Annotated in this window: 13 protein-coding genes; 2 read left to right on the forward strand and 11 right to left on the reverse strand. The window is 52.3% G+C overall.

Annotated elements, in window-relative coordinates:
• Positions 1-109: 109 nt before the first annotated feature.
• Entirely contained in the window at positions 110-439 is a 330-nt protein-coding gene (locus tag ACXAFR_RS12610; RefSeq protein WP_475177368.1) for a hypothetical protein, read from the forward strand.
• Complete coding sequence (locus tag ACXAFR_RS12615) at positions 429-872, forward strand: type IV pilin protein (RefSeq protein WP_475177369.1); 444 nt, start codon at positions 429-431, stop codon at positions 870-872. The genes ACXAFR_RS12610 and ACXAFR_RS12615 overlap by 11 nt, the downstream gene beginning before the upstream one ends.
• Positions 873-904: 32 nt before the next feature.
• Here the strand turns inward: ACXAFR_RS12615 and ACXAFR_RS12620 are convergent, their stop codons facing one another.
• The 11 genes from ACXAFR_RS12620 to ACXAFR_RS12670 form a co-directional block, all read right to left on the reverse strand.
• Entirely contained in the window at positions 905-2,638 is a 1,734-nt protein-coding gene (locus ACXAFR_RS12620; RefSeq protein WP_475177370.1) for an OFA family MFS transporter, read from the reverse strand.
• Between the two features lie 272 nt (positions 2,639-2,910).
• Complete coding sequence (locus ACXAFR_RS12625) at positions 2,911-4,941, reverse strand: sensor histidine kinase (RefSeq protein WP_475177373.1); 2,031 nt, start codon at positions 4,939-4,941, stop codon at positions 2,911-2,913.
• Positions 4,934-6,313: a sigma-54-dependent transcriptional regulator gene (locus tag ACXAFR_RS12630; protein ID WP_475177375.1), complete on the reverse strand. Its 1,380-nt coding sequence runs from the start codon at positions 6,311-6,313 to the stop codon at positions 4,934-4,936. Before ACXAFR_RS12630 ends, ACXAFR_RS12625 begins: the two co-directional genes overlap by 8 nt.
• A gap of 257 nt (positions 6,314-6,570) precedes the next feature.
• Positions 6,571-8,076 carry a cobyric acid synthase gene (locus ACXAFR_RS12635; RefSeq protein ID WP_475177655.1) on the reverse strand — a complete coding sequence of 502 codons (1,506 nt, stop codon included), beginning with the start codon at positions 8,074-8,076 and terminating at the stop codon, positions 6,571-6,573.
• Positions 8,066-8,773, reverse strand: coding sequence for a 5,6-dimethylbenzimidazole synthase (gene bluB / locus ACXAFR_RS12640; protein WP_475177377.1), 708 nt, complete (start codon positions 8,771-8,773; stop codon positions 8,066-8,068). Before bluB ends, ACXAFR_RS12635 begins: the two co-directional genes overlap by 11 nt.
• Before the next feature lie 4 nt (positions 8,774-8,777).
• Complete coding sequence (locus ACXAFR_RS12645; protein WP_475177378.1) at positions 8,778-9,722, reverse strand: cobalamin-binding protein; 945 nt, start codon at positions 9,720-9,722, stop codon at positions 8,778-8,780.
• Positions 9,715-10,758, reverse strand: coding sequence for a threonine-phosphate decarboxylase (locus tag ACXAFR_RS12650; RefSeq protein ID WP_475177381.1), 1,044 nt, complete (start codon positions 10,756-10,758; stop codon positions 9,715-9,717). Before ACXAFR_RS12650 ends, ACXAFR_RS12645 begins: the two co-directional genes overlap by 8 nt.
• Before the next feature lie 62 nt (positions 10,759-10,820).
• The gene (cbiB, locus tag ACXAFR_RS12655) at positions 10,821-11,807 is read right to left on the reverse strand and encodes an adenosylcobinamide-phosphate synthase CbiB (RefSeq protein ID WP_475177658.1); all 987 of its coding nucleotides are present in this window, start codon (positions 11,805-11,807) and stop codon (positions 10,821-10,823) included.
• Complete coding sequence (locus tag ACXAFR_RS12660; RefSeq protein ID WP_475177382.1) at positions 11,807-12,577, reverse strand: heme ABC transporter ATP-binding protein; 771 nt, start codon at positions 12,575-12,577, stop codon at positions 11,807-11,809. Before ACXAFR_RS12660 ends, cbiB begins: the two co-directional genes overlap by 1 nt.
• Positions 12,577-13,590: a FecCD family ABC transporter permease gene (locus ACXAFR_RS12665; protein WP_475177383.1), complete on the reverse strand. Its 1,014-nt coding sequence runs from the start codon at positions 13,588-13,590 to the stop codon at positions 12,577-12,579. The genes ACXAFR_RS12660 and ACXAFR_RS12665 overlap by 1 nt, the downstream gene beginning before the upstream one ends.
• A gap of 31 nt (positions 13,591-13,621) precedes the next feature.
• Positions 13,622-15,475: a TonB-dependent receptor domain-containing protein gene (locus ACXAFR_RS12670; RefSeq protein ID WP_475177386.1), complete on the reverse strand. Its 1,854-nt coding sequence runs from the start codon at positions 15,473-15,475 to the stop codon at positions 13,622-13,624.
• Positions 15,476-15,563: the final 88 nt, after the last annotated feature.

Here is a 15,563-nt window from a genome sequence, read left to right on the forward strand (position 1 = left end):
ACAGGTCACCCAAAGCAATTCTGATTTATTGAAACAGCAATCGTGATTCGACCGCCCTCATCTTTTCCAAAAGAGAGGGCGCGAAACTACATCTCAGAAGGTTGAGAATATGCTTACTGCAACAAGAATGATGATTTTTGGATTGGGCAGCATCTGCCTGAGCATTACAGGAATGGTCAGCGCTGAAGAAGAACATTTTGGCACTGTTGATGCGATTTACCATGAAGAAGCCGCCGTCGTCATCGGCGACCAGTACATGAAGATGAATCTTAATATGAAACTGTTCGACAGTGACGGAAATCTTGGAAGTCGCTACGATTTGAAGCTTGGCCAAAAAGCCCTTTGCATCGTGGATTTTTTGGTCGAGCCCGCCCGTGTCTCAGAAATACACCTAAAAGACGACAGCTATCAGCCACCAGGAGACGACGATGACGAATAACCAAACGATGACACATACAATCCAAGAGGGCTTTACACTGATTGAAGTCCTGATCGTTGTAGCCATCGTGGCAATTTTGTCAGCAATCGCAATTCCCTCTTACCAAGATCAAGTGACTCGCACGTCACGCGCGGATGGTAAAACCTACCTTTTGGATCTCGCGTCAGCACAAGAAGGCTTTTACGCACAGAATTTATCCTATGCCAACTCCATGAGCCAACTGTCGGCCTCCGCCAATAGTCCAGAAGGGAAATATACTGTCGTCGTTACAACACTGCCATCAGGATGTGCAGCAGGCAGTACTGCCTGCCGGACCTTCAGCTTTACCGCCACGCCCACATTCAGCGATTCCGGCTGTACCACCCTCACCTACAACAGCAGTGGCACCGAAGGCAGTACAGGGTCGGAAACCAGCGATGAGTGCTGGCGCTAAAGCCTAACTTATCCTGAGGAGCACGGCGCCGATTAGGCTGGCGCCTCTTCAGGGTGAGTATTTTCCACATGGTGTTTATCAGACACTCTGTGAATGGCCATATTCGCAAAGAATGCAATCACCAGTAGAGCCGCCATGGCATACATGGTGGAGTTATACAGACTGGACGTCGGATCGACCGTACCTGCCGGTGCAATTTCCATCAGCCTCCCTAGGGTAACCGTTTTCAACGCGATCAACTCCTGTAACTGATCAAGCCCTGCGCCAAATGTTTCCTGGAAACGCACCGGGTCAACTTTGCTGGCAAGATCGTGGATGGCGCTGTTGAGAGATTTTTCACGCAGATAAGTGATCGCAAAAGGCCCAAGTACCCCTGCGGTACTCCACGCCGTCAACAGGCGACCGTGAATACCACCAACATGCAAGGTTCCAAAAATATCCGCCAGATAAGCCGGGATGGTTGCAAAGCCACCACCGTACATGGTGAAAATAATCATCGTGGCGATACAGAACAACACCAACCAAAGCACCGCTGGATTGCTACTTACCTGACCGGCAATAAAGGGTATGGAGACATACAGCACCATTCCAATCAGGAAAAAACAATAAAAGGTGTTTTTGCGTCCGATGTAATCTGATGCTGACGCCCAAAAGAAACGCCCCACCATATTAAACACACTGATGAGCAAGACGTAGGTCGCAGCAAATCCTGCATCGACAACCGACGGTAAGGTCGTTCCAAAAATTTCGGTCATCATTGTTTTCGCCACGCCGATGACACCAATGCCGGCAGTGACGTTAAGGCATAAAACCAACCACAACAAATAGAACTGTGGCGTTCTCATGGCTTGATCAATATGCACATGATTGTCGCTGATCAATCGAGCTTTTGCCTGTGGTTTTTCTGCGGGAGGGACCCAACCTTCCGGCTTCCAGCCTTCCGCGGGCACGCGATAGGCAAAGGCGGCAATCGTCATGATAATAAAATAAACAATGCCCAGAGTGATAAACACCCCTGCAACGCCGGTATCGCCCGTGTTAACGACATAGACGCCCTCGGGCCCCGGAATTGGCATTTTCGCCACATCTGCCGCGCTGGCTACAACCACTTCGAGGCGCTCACCAGCAACCTCGACAAAACGACGGCCAGACTCTGTGATCAGATTAAGATCAGTCACTTTCCCCAGATACTCAGGGGCCTGATAAAACTTTTCCAACAACCAGGTTTTGAGGGGCGCACCAATCATAGCACCGCCGCCAAATCCCATGATTGCCATACCGGTTGCCATCCCCCGCCTGTCGGGAAACCAACGGATAAGCGTACTCACAGGTGAGACGTATCCGAGACCGAGACCACAGCCACCAAGCACACCGTAGCCCAGATAGAGTAGCCACACCTGGTCCATCATGATCCCCAAGCTACCGACAAGGAAACCGCCCCCCCACAAAATTGCAGCAAGAAAGCCCACCGCGCGAGGACCAACTTTCTCCAACCACTTGCCACCGATGGCAGCTGCAAGCCCCAGAAAAACAATGGCTGTGGAGAAAATCCAAACCACAGAACTTAGAGACCAATCATCCGCGGCACTTGCGACGACACCGTGCTGTCGAGTCAATGGCGGATTAAAAATACTCCAGGCGTAAACAGAACCAATACAAAGATGAATGGCAATAGATGCAGGAGGCACACGCCAGCGATTAAAGCCGGGCTTCGCAACGATGCGCTCCTTTAGCAAGAAGGAAAATGGACTAGGTGTTTTTGACATAAATCGTAACTCCGCTTTTTTCATTATTCTGGCAATCGACAAGGATCGCTCCGGCATTGCCTCATAACGCCCGGTATGAACGTTATGAATAACAACAGCAACGGCAGCGATAACCTTGATTACCTTTGGCGATCGTTAGTCGGCAAAAAATGAGCCAACGGAAAAACACTTTTCTTTTCAGAAGGTTAAGTGAAACTCTAGAAAAAATCTGATTTTTAGCGGGTTATAATGATTCAGTTTTACGCCCTTAACGGGTCATAATAACTCGGCGGTTACGCGTCAGCTTTCAATCCGATGGAGAACACAGAGCCCCTGCCTGGACGTGAACCTACTGCGATATCGGCATCTGCCTGCATAAGCAGTCGATAGCTGATAGACAGCCCCAATCCTGTTCCACCCGGAGTGCTGGAGAAAAAAGGCTCAAAAATCTGATCCAGATGATGCTTGTCTATTCCGGAGCCATTGTCTCTAATAATGAGCCGCACCCGCCCCCTGCGCCCATTACGACTGCGCACGACAATAACACCCCCATTTGCACAGGCATTGGCTCCGTTCATGATTAAATTGATCAATACCTGTTGCAGTTGAACAGAGTCTGCTTGAACAGCAACGTTTGCGTTAAGGTCCAGTTGCAGCTGTATTCCCCTGCGCTTGAGTTCATGATTCACCAGCGTTTGGGTATTACGAACCAGTTCATTGACATCCAGAGACTGTCTCAACGGCGCATCGTTTTCAGGACGCGCCAATTGCAGCAAATCGTTTATGATCGTACGAATGCGATCGACTTGAGCAACGATAAAATCAGCATCCTGCCGAATATTCGGCGTTACCTGATCTCCCAGTTCATCCATCAACAAATCCATATAGCCGAGTATCACAGCCGTAGGATTGTTAATCTCGTGAGCGACACCTGCGGTTAACTCGCCCAACGCTGCCAAGCGGCCTTTTTCGATGAGCTGCTCTCGGGTGTCGTTGAGAAGCGTAATATACTGCTTCAATTCTTGAGTGCTTTTCTGTAATTCAAACGTGCGTTCAGCGACTTTTTCTTCCAACTGCTCTGCTGCAGCGTGTATCGCGTCGTGCTGAGCATCCAGTTTTTCTTGCATCGCATTAAAATGCTCTGCTAACTGCGTGACCTCCGCTGTCGCTTTGAGTTGTGGAATCCGCTGTCGCTCCCCATCGCGAATGCGATCCATAACCACACTCATCACTTCGAGAGGTTTTGAAATTGAACGCGCACCTCGAATCGCAATATAAATACACAGGATCAATACCAGTACGAACAGCCATACCAGCAATTCCAACCAGTAGTAAAAAGAGGCAAGAAAAGGGGCTTCCAAGAAACCGGCGTAGAGCATTCCCACCGGCTTTCCATTAACGTCTATTACAGGCTCGTACGCAGAAATGTACCAATCGTTTACAACAAACGCACGATCAAGCCAGCGTTGTCCCTGCTCCAACACCTTCTCGCGAACCTGAGTCGATACTCGGGTACCAAGTGCCCGCTGCTCGGGCGTATTAGGATGGGGAACATTGGTACTGATGCGCACATCTCCCAGAAACAATGTGACAGTGCCTATCCCATCTTCAGGCAGACTGCCCGGTCCGTAGACCGTATCGCTGATACCGTCGACGAAATCGAGATTATTATTCATTAATAAACCTGCCGCGAGCAAAGCGATGGTTTTACCCGCATCGTCGACAAGGGGATAGACCAAATGCAGCACCATACCGCGATTTTCCATCACCGAGTTGGAACGATCACTGTGTTCGGTAGGGATCAACGTAAATCTCGCCCGGCGCGCAAGTTCAGGAGAGAGTTGCAACAATTGGTCGGCAGAAAACACGTCTACACCACTCACGGCTCCGGAATGGAGAGCCTGAGCTAACAGAGGGCTATCCGGGTAAGGGCAGATGCCCTGATGGGGCACGCACTGATTTGCAGGAAGTATCCGCACAAAGTCGACACCTGCGGACTCTTCGAGGCGCGACTCCAGAGCGTGTACTTCAGCGGCGGATTCGCCCGGCATACTGAGCCGCAACAACGCCTTGCGAAAGCGGTAGTCACTGGCTACCAAAGTCAGGCGCGCGAGATATTGTTCTCGAGTTGCGCGAAACGTTTCATGGGCCACCGCAAGATCGGTATTCGCCTTCATCAACAATTGGCGATAGCCAACCTGATGACTCCAGACATAAGCCAGAGCGATAACGCCGGGCAGCACCAGCAGTAGCGGAAATAAAACGAGAGCTAATAACCGATAACGAAGACTGTCTGAGAAGAGAGTGAGAACCCCTCTAGTCACTCAGATCTCCACTGTTGCGCTTGCGATCCAAGGTCTTACGAGTGATCCCTAGCTGTTGAGCCGCTTTGGTTTTATTACCACCCGCAGACACTAACACCCGTTCAATATGATTCAGCTCCACCTGCTTCAATGTCCAGCTCAATGGGTAACCTTGGTCCCCCTCTTTCGCTAAATCGTCTGACAGCAATAATTGCGCAGGAGATAATCCTAACAATAGGCCGCGTTCAATCACATTCCGCAGCTCTCGTACATTCCCCGGCCAAGAGTAACCTTGCAAAGCAGAGATGTCTGCCGCATCGAATGGAGCGGCGGGAATCCCCAACTCACCGGATAAATGTTGCATCAAATGCTGACAGAGAATCGGAATGTCTTCTGGGCGTTCTCGTAAAGAAGGCAAGTTGAGAGTCAGGACATTTAGTCGGTAATAAAGATCTTGACGAAATTGCCCCTGCTCAACCGCCTGCGCCAGATTCTTATTGGATGCTGCAATGACGCGAACATTTATTGGTGTATGGCGCTCAGTCCCGAGTGGACGGATACAACCATCTTCGAGCACACGTAACAACTTTGACTGCATGGCCAGCGGCATCTCAGAAATTTCATCCAGAAACAAGGTTCCGCCATCTGCGTAACTGAACAGACCTTCACGGGTTTGATGTGCACTTGTAAAAGCGCCTTTAATATGGCCAAACAGTTCAGACTCCATAAGCTCCGCGGCCAGTGCGGCACAATTGACGGGAACGAATGCCCCAGTCCGACCACTTTGACGATGAATTTCCCGTGCTGCGAGCTCTTTACCCGTGCCTGTTTCTCCTTCCAGCAAGACGGCTGAAGGCGCTGGAGCGACTCGCTCTATCGTATGTAGCACAGACTTTAGCGAGGAACTCTCACCAACCAAACTCGTTGGCTGTTCCACATTCCCCAGCTGACGATTAAGAACAAAATTCTCTTTTACAAGGCGGCGACTGTCGAGGCATTTTTTCACCGCGCTGCGCATTTGCTCGATACGAAATGGTTTGAGTATCAAATCGCTGGCGCCGAGATGAAGTACTTTTATGGCGCTGCTGATATCTGCAAACGCCGTCATAAAAATGACATCGGTCCCATGATCAGAAACGCGGACGTCTTCGATCCACGACACGCCGGAACGTCCTGGCATACAGATATCAACAATCAACACGTCAAAGTGTTTTTGTGCGCGTAATCGATCCGCCTCTTCCGTCGACTCAGCAATATCCACGGTATGATATTGCTTGCAGAGTGCGCGCTGAAGAAAATCGCGAATTCCAGGCTCGTCATCGACGATAAGGATAGCCACGTCTTGCTTTACAGGTATTGCGGTACGGTCATTCCGTTGTGAATTAATCATCATTGTTATTATATGAACGATAAGGTTATTGAAAATACTGGCATCAAATGAGATTCAACAATACCAGATTTCAAATCTTAAAAAAGGGAAGGATCTAACAACCTGAAAAGTAAGCGGAATTCAGTGACCGTTGATGGTACCAAGCGCACAACACAATGATGAGAAATCGCCTGAGCCGCCCTTCGTCTGTGCAGAGGATAATTGAGTCTTTAGCAGTAATTTTTAACGCAGCGATGACGACGCAGACAATGATGCCGAGCCTACTCGACTGTTCGACGCTGCTGGAACGCGCCCAAAGCCTCATTCAGGCGCTCCCAATCCATCGCCTCATCAACACAATCGGCCAGGCGATCGATCGCGGCCTCACGGTAGCGCCCATAATCAAACGCCTCATCTTCCTCGAGTCCGGCCCAGGTCAATATCGCGGACAACGCCTCGGGCTGGTCGAAAAGTCCATGGAGATAAGTTCCGATGATCTGATCATCTGCTGAACGAGCACCATCTTGCACTGGAGCTGATTCGCAATCCACGTCAGTAAAGCGAACCAATGGGTGCTCTAACCCTTTGCCGAAACTGCATCCGGAATGAATTTCATAGCCAGAGACCTGAGCATTGGCCAAAGTCAGACGTCCCTGCCGGTTGCGCAGCTGCTTTTCCTGAGCCAGCTCCGTCTCTATATGCAGATACCCCAACCCAGGCGCCTCGGTTGTCTGCCCTTCCAATTGCAAAGGGTCGTAAATACCTTGTCCCAGCATTTGAAAGCCGCCACAGATTCCCAACAGTTTACCGCCGTAGCGCAGATGACGCTGAATCCGCTCCTCCCAGCCTTGAGCCCGTAGGAACGCGAGATCTGCAATCACACTTTTGCTGCCGGGCAGAATAATGAGATCGGTAGGAGGCAGGGGTTGATCCGGGCCGACAAACGTCAACTCTACCTGGGGATGCACTTGCAAAGCGTCAAAATCGGTATGATTACTGATGCGAGGTAACACGGCGACACAAACCTTCAAATGCTGCCCACGGCCTCCATCACGGCGCGAGGTCACAGTTGTTACGGCATCTTCTGCGTCCAGATGGAAACCTTTTAAGTAGGGCAACACCGCCAACACCGGTTTACCGGTACGGGCTTCTAACCAATCCAGCCCCGACTGCAACAGTCGAATATCGCCCCGAAACCGGTTGATGACGAATCCGACAACACGCTGCTGCTCCGTTTCTGACAACAGCTCCATAGTGCCGCAAATGTGGGCGAAGACACCGCCCTTGTCGATATCGGCAATCAATATAACCGGACAATCCACACCTTCCGCAAAGCCCATATTGGCGATATCGCCGTCACGAAGGTTAATCTCAGCGGGGCTGCCGGCACCTTCGACCAAGACATGGTCGTAACACTCACAAAGACGATGCCAGGACGCCAGTACGGCTTCCCACGCCAGCGGTTTAAAATCGTGGTAGACACCGGCCTCCTTATTGCCAACGGCCTTGCCATGGATAATGACTTGCGCACCTGTGTCACTGTTGGGTTTCAGCAGCACGGGATTCATATCGGTGGTTGGCGCGATACCTGCCGCTTGGGCCTGTAAGGCCTGCGCTCGGCCGATTTCTCCGCCATCTTCTGTCACCGCGCTGTTCAATGCCATGTTCTGAGGTTTGAAAGGTGCGACACGGGCGTTGCGCCTCGCCAAGATTCGGCAGAGTGCTGCCACCAGAGTACTTTTGCCGGCATCAGAGGTCGTCCCCTGCACCATCAACTTATAGGTCATCACGATCCCGCCATTGTTGTTGTGCACGATCGGCTTTGGTGGCATCCCAACGATCTGTCATAACATAATCTTCCAGGAGCCCTCGCTCGGCCCAACGCTGACTTTCCAATAATGGCTTGTCGTAAAATCGCTCGACTTTGCCTAAGCAAAGAATGGCAACGGCCTCCGCACCTCGCGGCAATTCCAGCAAACCAGCGACAGCATCAGGATCAAAAAAAGACACCCAGCCGACACCGATGCCTTCTGTCCTTGCCGCTAGCCACAAATTCTGAATGGCACATGACACCGAGGCGAGATCCATTGCCGGTAACGTTCTACGACCGAAGACGTGAGATTCCCGCTCCTCCATAAGGCACACGACCCAGAGCTCCGGACAGCTGTCCATACCGTCGATTTTAAGCTTTAAAAATTCCGACTGGCGCTCATCCATTAGACTCGCTGTTTTCTGACGCTCCTCTTCCACAAGCGCTTTCAGTGAGTGCCGCACACTGAAATCTTGAATACGCAGGATGCGCCAGGGTTGCATAAAGCCGACACTTGGAGCGGCATGCATCGTTCCCAGCAATTTCTGCAATAGGTCTTCATCGAGGGGATCCGGCAAAAAGTGACGCATGTCCCGACGTTGATAAATCGCTCGATAAACGGCCTCTTTTTCCTCGTCAGAAAAGCGGATGTCACTCGACTTTGTTGCAGACACCGATTTATTCTCCTCCACGATGGCCATCATAATGCTGACGCGCCCTTTGTAATTGCTGACAGAGTTGTTCAGCCCCCTGCAGAATACGCGGTGTGTGGCGTTGAATAATATCGGGAGGAATAAACAGTAACTGCTGATTGGCAACCGCAGACATCTGTGGCCAACGACGCCAGTCATCCAACCAATCCGGGCGCTCCTCCGCCATACCACTGGCAACGATCACTTGAGGATCGCGACGCAACACCGACTCCACACTGACTTTTGGCGCAATCCCAGCGGCATCAGCAAAGATGTTTTTACCACCACACATGCGAATAACGTCGCTGATCAAGTGTTCACCGTTGACGGTTTGCAACGGTTGATTCCACACTTCATAGAAAACAGATAAGGGTTCAGCGCCATCATAGGTTCGCCGCAAGTCTTCGAGACCGGCCGTAAACGCCTCAGCACTGGCGTCTGCCTCGGTCCCTGCGGTCAGCTGCCCCACCCGGCGCACAGCGTTGGCGATACCTTCCAGGGAACGAATTTCACTGACGTATACTGGCAGCCCCAACGCCCTGAGAGGTGCTATCCGATCGACGCCATTACCCGATCCCCAAGCGAGAATTAAATCCGGTTGCAATCTCAGAATGGCTTCAGCACTGAAGCTACGATAGCTACCGACCTCCGGCAGCTCGCTGGCTTCTTCAGGGAAGTCACTGTAGCTGACCACGCCGACAAGATGGTCACCACTGCCAGCGGCGTAGACAATCTCAACCAAGTGCGGCGCCAGGGCGACAATGCGACTCGCGGGTTTTTCCAGCACCACCTCATTGCCCAAATCGTCAGTGACGCGAATCTCAGCCCAGCTTGAGAAAGACAGTGTTAGCAGAATAGACAATAACCCCCAAATCCATGTGGAGCGGTATTTCGGTACGGGTTTGCGCTGCCAAAACTTCAACCTACCCACAAGCGCGCTCCCCCGTAATCAATGTTTCCGCTACGCTATCCAAAGCCTCGGTTAATCTGGGTAACTGAATGTCATCAGGTAATCCAAAGCGGGCATAACTGATGTCGTCGATCGGTTCAAAGAATCGGATCCATATCCCCCGTTCGGCCAAAAGATGACGCAGTTGGCGCAACACCTCAGGCTCGCCTTTGACCGACACAAACATTGGGCCAGGCAACCAATCTAAGTTCAAAACGGCCAACCGAGTTTGCAACAATTCGATCAACGTATCGCGACGTGAGGCAATGCGGTGCTTCTGTTTTTCCTGCCAGACACTGTCCGCCAGCAACTGACGCCCCAACCATTGGGCCGGCCCCGACACCTCCCACAGAATCTGATGCTGACGAAAATCCGATAATGTGACATTGTCTGCCAGCAAAAAGCCGAGTCGCAGCCCGGCCATTCCAAAAAACTTTCCAACCGATTTATAGACAATCCGGGACCCAAGCGGTGATGCAGTCGCCAGCTCCTCGGGATCTACATCGGCAAAGGCTTCATCGATAATCAGCCGCCCATAGGATTTCGCCAAGTGCCGCTCCCAGCGCTGCAAGCAGGATTGACTAAAAGCAACGCCAGTAGGATTGTTTGGATTGATCACGAGCAAATAATGCAAACCGGATTGCAGTAGTTGTTCGATGTCATCTTCATGATGGTAATAAACAATGTCGTGACCAGCAGCAATCCAGCAACGAGCATGTTCGCCATAGCCCCAGCGCGGTAGCGCCACCCGTCCTCGCGGCAAACACAACGGCAACAAGGTAATGGCAACCTGAGAACCGGCCACCGCCAGCAGACGATCTGCGGGCCACCCATAATAGTCAGCAGCCGCCTGTCGTAATAGCGCGTCCTGATCTGGCAGATCTCGCCAGACGGACGTGGGAATCTCTGCAACGGGCCAACTCCAGGGAGCAATCCCCGTTGAAAGATCTAACCAGTCTCCTGTAACCGCTGGGTAGTCTGCGCGTACGCGGGCCAACTGCCCGCCATGGTTGAGCATCTCACGTCCTTATTACATCTTATGTTTTTCTTTTTGATTTTGTCGGTGTGTTGCTGTGATGGCTAAGTGATAACAACCACACCGGCACAGAGCAACCACACCAACAGAGTTCGGTCCAATAATCTCAAAGATCGTAGCAAATCGCTAACCTCGGGCTTTGGCCCCTGCCCCATCACCGGACCTGGTCGAAATTGCCCGTGATAGCTTGCCCCCCCCCCAAGAGTCACCCCCAAACTGCCTGCGCCACTGCACATAACGGGACCGCCATTGGGGCTGGAGCAGCTGCGGGCCTGATGTCGCCAACAGAATAACGCTGAGCGAGTATTGCCCAGCAGTGCATATGCCAGCGCGGTTAACCTCGCTGGAATGACATTCAAAACATCATCAGCGCGTGCACTCCAGCAACCAAAATCTTGCCACCGCTCTGTCCGATATCCCCACATGGCATCGAGAGTGTTCGCACAACGATAGAGAACCAGTGCCGCCGGCCCCGCAACAAAAAACCAAAACAGCGGCGCAAACACGGCGTCGCTGCCATTTTCTAACGCCGACTCCACACCAGCCTTGCACACCTGATCTGTTGTCAGGTTCTGGGTATCGCGACTGACGATACGCCCCACGGCAAGTCGAGCCTCCGGCAAATCATCGTTTTGCAAGGGTTCCGCAACGGCAATAATGTGTTCTTTTAGGCTCTGTAATCCAATACAGAGATACACCAAAAGCGCGCACATCCCGAATTGAAATGCCAAAGCCAGCAGGCTGGATTGGGGACTCCAGCAATTTTGGAGAAAGATAACGCCCACAGGCAGAGGTAGCACCAGCAGCAGCCAAGCGAAAAATCCCCTCACCCTGAGATCAACGCCAGACAGTGATGGGCGAACCTGTTGGGGCTCCGTCACGGGATGCAGCTTCGCGACCAAATGCTGTGCCACCAGGCCAAATCCAACCAGAGGATGCCAGCGACGCGGCTCACCAAGCCAGCGATCGAGCAAGGCGCCCATCAGCGCAGCCGACAATAACAGCCAGCCCTGCTCTCCCCACAAGACCATCAACTGGCCAACCAAAGTCGACCGGTTTCTGGATCACGCAACCGCCGAAACGTCACTTGAAAAACGTCTTCCACCTGCGGAGAATCCAAAACCTCTTCGACGCCGCCCTGAATTAAAACGCTGCCACAGCGTAATAACACCAGTCGCTCCGCACAGGCTGCCGCCAAATTTAAATCGTGAACCGCCATCACAATCGCGCAGCCATCAGCGGCCATCTTTCGCAGCTGAGTTACGAGAAGCTGTTGATGCAGATAATCCAGCGCCGAGGTTGGCTCATCGAGAATTAATAGGCGGTCACCATCGTCCTGTCGCTGCCATACTTGGGCCATTACCCGGGCGATTTGTACACGCTGCTTCTCGCCACCGGAGAGAAGCGTATAGTACTGCCGACGCAGATAGCTGACATCCATAGCCTCCAGTGCTGCGCTGACGATCTCGCCATCGATCGGCTGCCCCGTAGCATGGGGCATACGCCCCATGGCGACCACTTCTTCTACGGTAAATGCGAAACGCAGATCACTGTGTTGTGGCAACACAGCCAGGTGCCTGGCTCGATCTTCGGATTGATAGGTCGACAGCACGCGCCCATTTAATCGGACCTCGCCTCCATAGTGCTGAAAATCGCCACTGGCGAGCTTCAACAAGGTCGACTTGCCGGAACCGTTCGGGCCTAACAGCGCGCAGATTTCTCCGGGCGCCACCTGCAGCTGAATGTCCCTAAGTACGGCAATATTGCCCAACGTGACGGAAGCTCCAACAATCTCCAGCATCAGAAGTTCCCCAACAGCCGCTGACGACGCAACAGCGATAGAAAGAACGGCGCTCCCAACAGCGAGGTTAAAATGCCGATAGGAATCTCTCCCGGCGCCATCAAATAGCGGGATGCCGCATCGGCCAATACCAACAGCGACGCACCGGCCAATGCGGAACAGGGAATTAAATACCGGTGATCCGGGCCTATCGCCAAGCGCACAATATGGGGAACCACCAGACCGACAAAGGCAATAGTGCCGGCCATCGCCACACACAGTCCGACCACCAGCGCCACCAAAACAATCATCTGCTTTTTCACTTTTGCCACGGGTACGCCGAGGTGTCTGGCTTCGCTCTCGCCCAGCAAAAAAGCGTTCAACGTGCGGGCAAACACCGGGCTTAATAACAGTATGCTGCCTAAGAGCACTGCGGATAATCCAACCTTCTGCCAGGTCGCACCGGCCAAGCTGCCCATTTCCCAAAGGCTGATCTGTCGCAGCATCTGGTTATCTGCAATAAAACTGAAGAATTTATTGAGTGCGGCCGCCAACGAATTGATGGCAATTCCCGCCAGCAGCATTGTGGCAACCGATGTTCCATTGCTGTTGCGGGCGAGCGAGTACACCAAGAGCGTAGCCAGTGCCGCGCCGAAAAAACTGCAGAGAGCAATCAGCGTTGTTCCCAGAAAAAAGCCCCCGGTTAACAACGTTGGCCCCAGCACGATGGCCAGACTGGCCCCTGCCGAGGCGCCTCCAGAGACTCCGATCAATGTTGGATCAGCCAGGGGATTACGAAACAGCCCCTGCATAATGACGCCAGCCATGGCCAGGCTGGCACCGACAAGCGCTGATAACAGAACGCGAGGCAGGCGCAGCTGCTCCAGAATCATACGATCACTCACCCAAGAGCCACTTTCATCGCCACCAAACGGGGTGATGATTTGAGGGCCTAAAACCAGGCCCGCAACGATGGCAATGGGCAACAGAACCATAAGCCCTGTCACCAAACTGGGTGCAGTAATTCTCCTCACTCAGACGCAATCCATTGAATGGATTCTGGCGTTAAAAGCTGAAACGGGCGCCGGCATAAAACGCGGCACCGGAAGTATTGTAATTGGTGATCTCAACATAATTTGCATCGAATAGATTTTCAGCGCGAGCGTAAAACTCAATCGCCGGAGAATAAAACCAGGTAACCGTGGCATCCATGGTTTCATAATCATCCAGGGCAACGCCAGAATTATCGATGCTGTCGTAAGATCCACGCAGATTGCCGTTAATGCGCAATTGCCGATCCCAAACAAACCATTCAGCGCCAACATTAAAGTATTCCCTTGGGCGTCGTGGCCGCTGCTCCCCTTCGGAAGTCTCAGTTTCATTAAAGGTGGCGTTAGCGTACACCTGAAGGTTGTCGGTGAGGGCAGTTTCCATGTTTAACTCAACACCGCGAGATTGGCTCGTTCCCTCGTATTGCAGGTAACCACTGAAACCTTCAACATCAAAAGAGATTTCATCCTCAATTTCCTGCCAAAACAAGACGACTTCAAACTGATGCCGATCGTTCATGATGTATACGATGCCGGCATCAACACCCTGGCTTTTTTCTTCTGCCAACTCGGTTTCTGCCGCCTCTCCAAAGGCATATCCCGAGCGCGTGTTGTACCACTGCTCGTAGAGGCTAGGCGCTCTGAAGCCGGTGCCGTAGCTGGATTTAAGCTTAAGGCGATCGCCGTTTTTTAGGTCCGTAATATGGGCAGCGGTCAAGCGCACACTGGTGTGCTCACCGAAGACATCATTGTCATCGTGACGCACTCCGGTGCTGTAATAAAAATTCTCCCCCAGATGCCCCTGCCATTCAACATAAGCACCGACCTGATCCTGTTCAGTCTCGTTGAGTTCATCGCGCTGCTGTTCGTAATCTGCCCCATAAATCAAGTAGTCGCCACTGTCCAGACGATAGCTACCGAGATAATTGGCCTGATCCAATAACGACAGATACTTGGGCGTCGATGAGCTGAGTTCGCCATCCTGGTAGTAGTGCCTAACGACACGATTACGGGCAACACCCAGCCTGTTGGTGAACTGGCCGCGATCCATATTAAACGCCAAACGGCCAAAGTTCTGATCGAACTCGTCTTCCCGATCCGTCGACGTCGCACCGCTGTCGTATTCGTTTTCCCCTTCCACATGGCGACCCACTGCCCGCAGACTCATGCCCTCGGCCAGCTGTACCGAAACATCACCATGAAACGTTGTGTTTTCGTAGCCATCATCATCCGCGACAATGACATCATCACTGCGGGTGTTATAACCATCGGTGGAAAAATCTGCCGCCGATAGCGAATAGCTGACAGGCCCACTGATACCCCGCGCATTACCGCAAAATTCCGTGGTGCCATAGCGTCCGGTTTCGGCGCTCAGGTCACTGGCAAAACCCGCTTCGGGCGATTTACTGTAGAGATTGACAACGCCACCGGCATCGGCGCCGTACATCATACCCTGGGGGCCGCGCAACACTTCGATGCGCTCCAAACCACAGGTGAGCATATGCTGCAGGCGAGGTGATACCTGCGTCGCACTGGGATCCGACATTTTTACACCGTCGAGATAGACAACGGTACGGTAGTCTTCTTCACCACGAATCCGCAATGACGTTGATTTACCTGCCCCACCGTTGTTGCTGACAGCAATCCCCGGCATGGATCGCATGAGATCTGCCACGTTCAATTGGCCACGGGCTTCGATTTGCTGCTCAGACAAGTCGCTGACCGAGGCACCCAGTCGATAAGCGGGAATGGGCAATCGATGTGCCGATGTCATTACTTCTTCAGAATAGGGTGTTTCGGCAAACGCCGACACAGGAGTCAAAACACCCAATGCCCAACACACGGCCGGCAGGGAAATTCGGTTTATCATGGTAGTCCTCAATCGACTTTGGAATAAACGGAAAGATCCGTCTTCCAGCTAAAGGGGGATTGAGGGAGGGTAAAACGTGGAGTCACCA

The organism is Pseudomaricurvus sp. ABR4_320 (assembly GCF_056159445.1).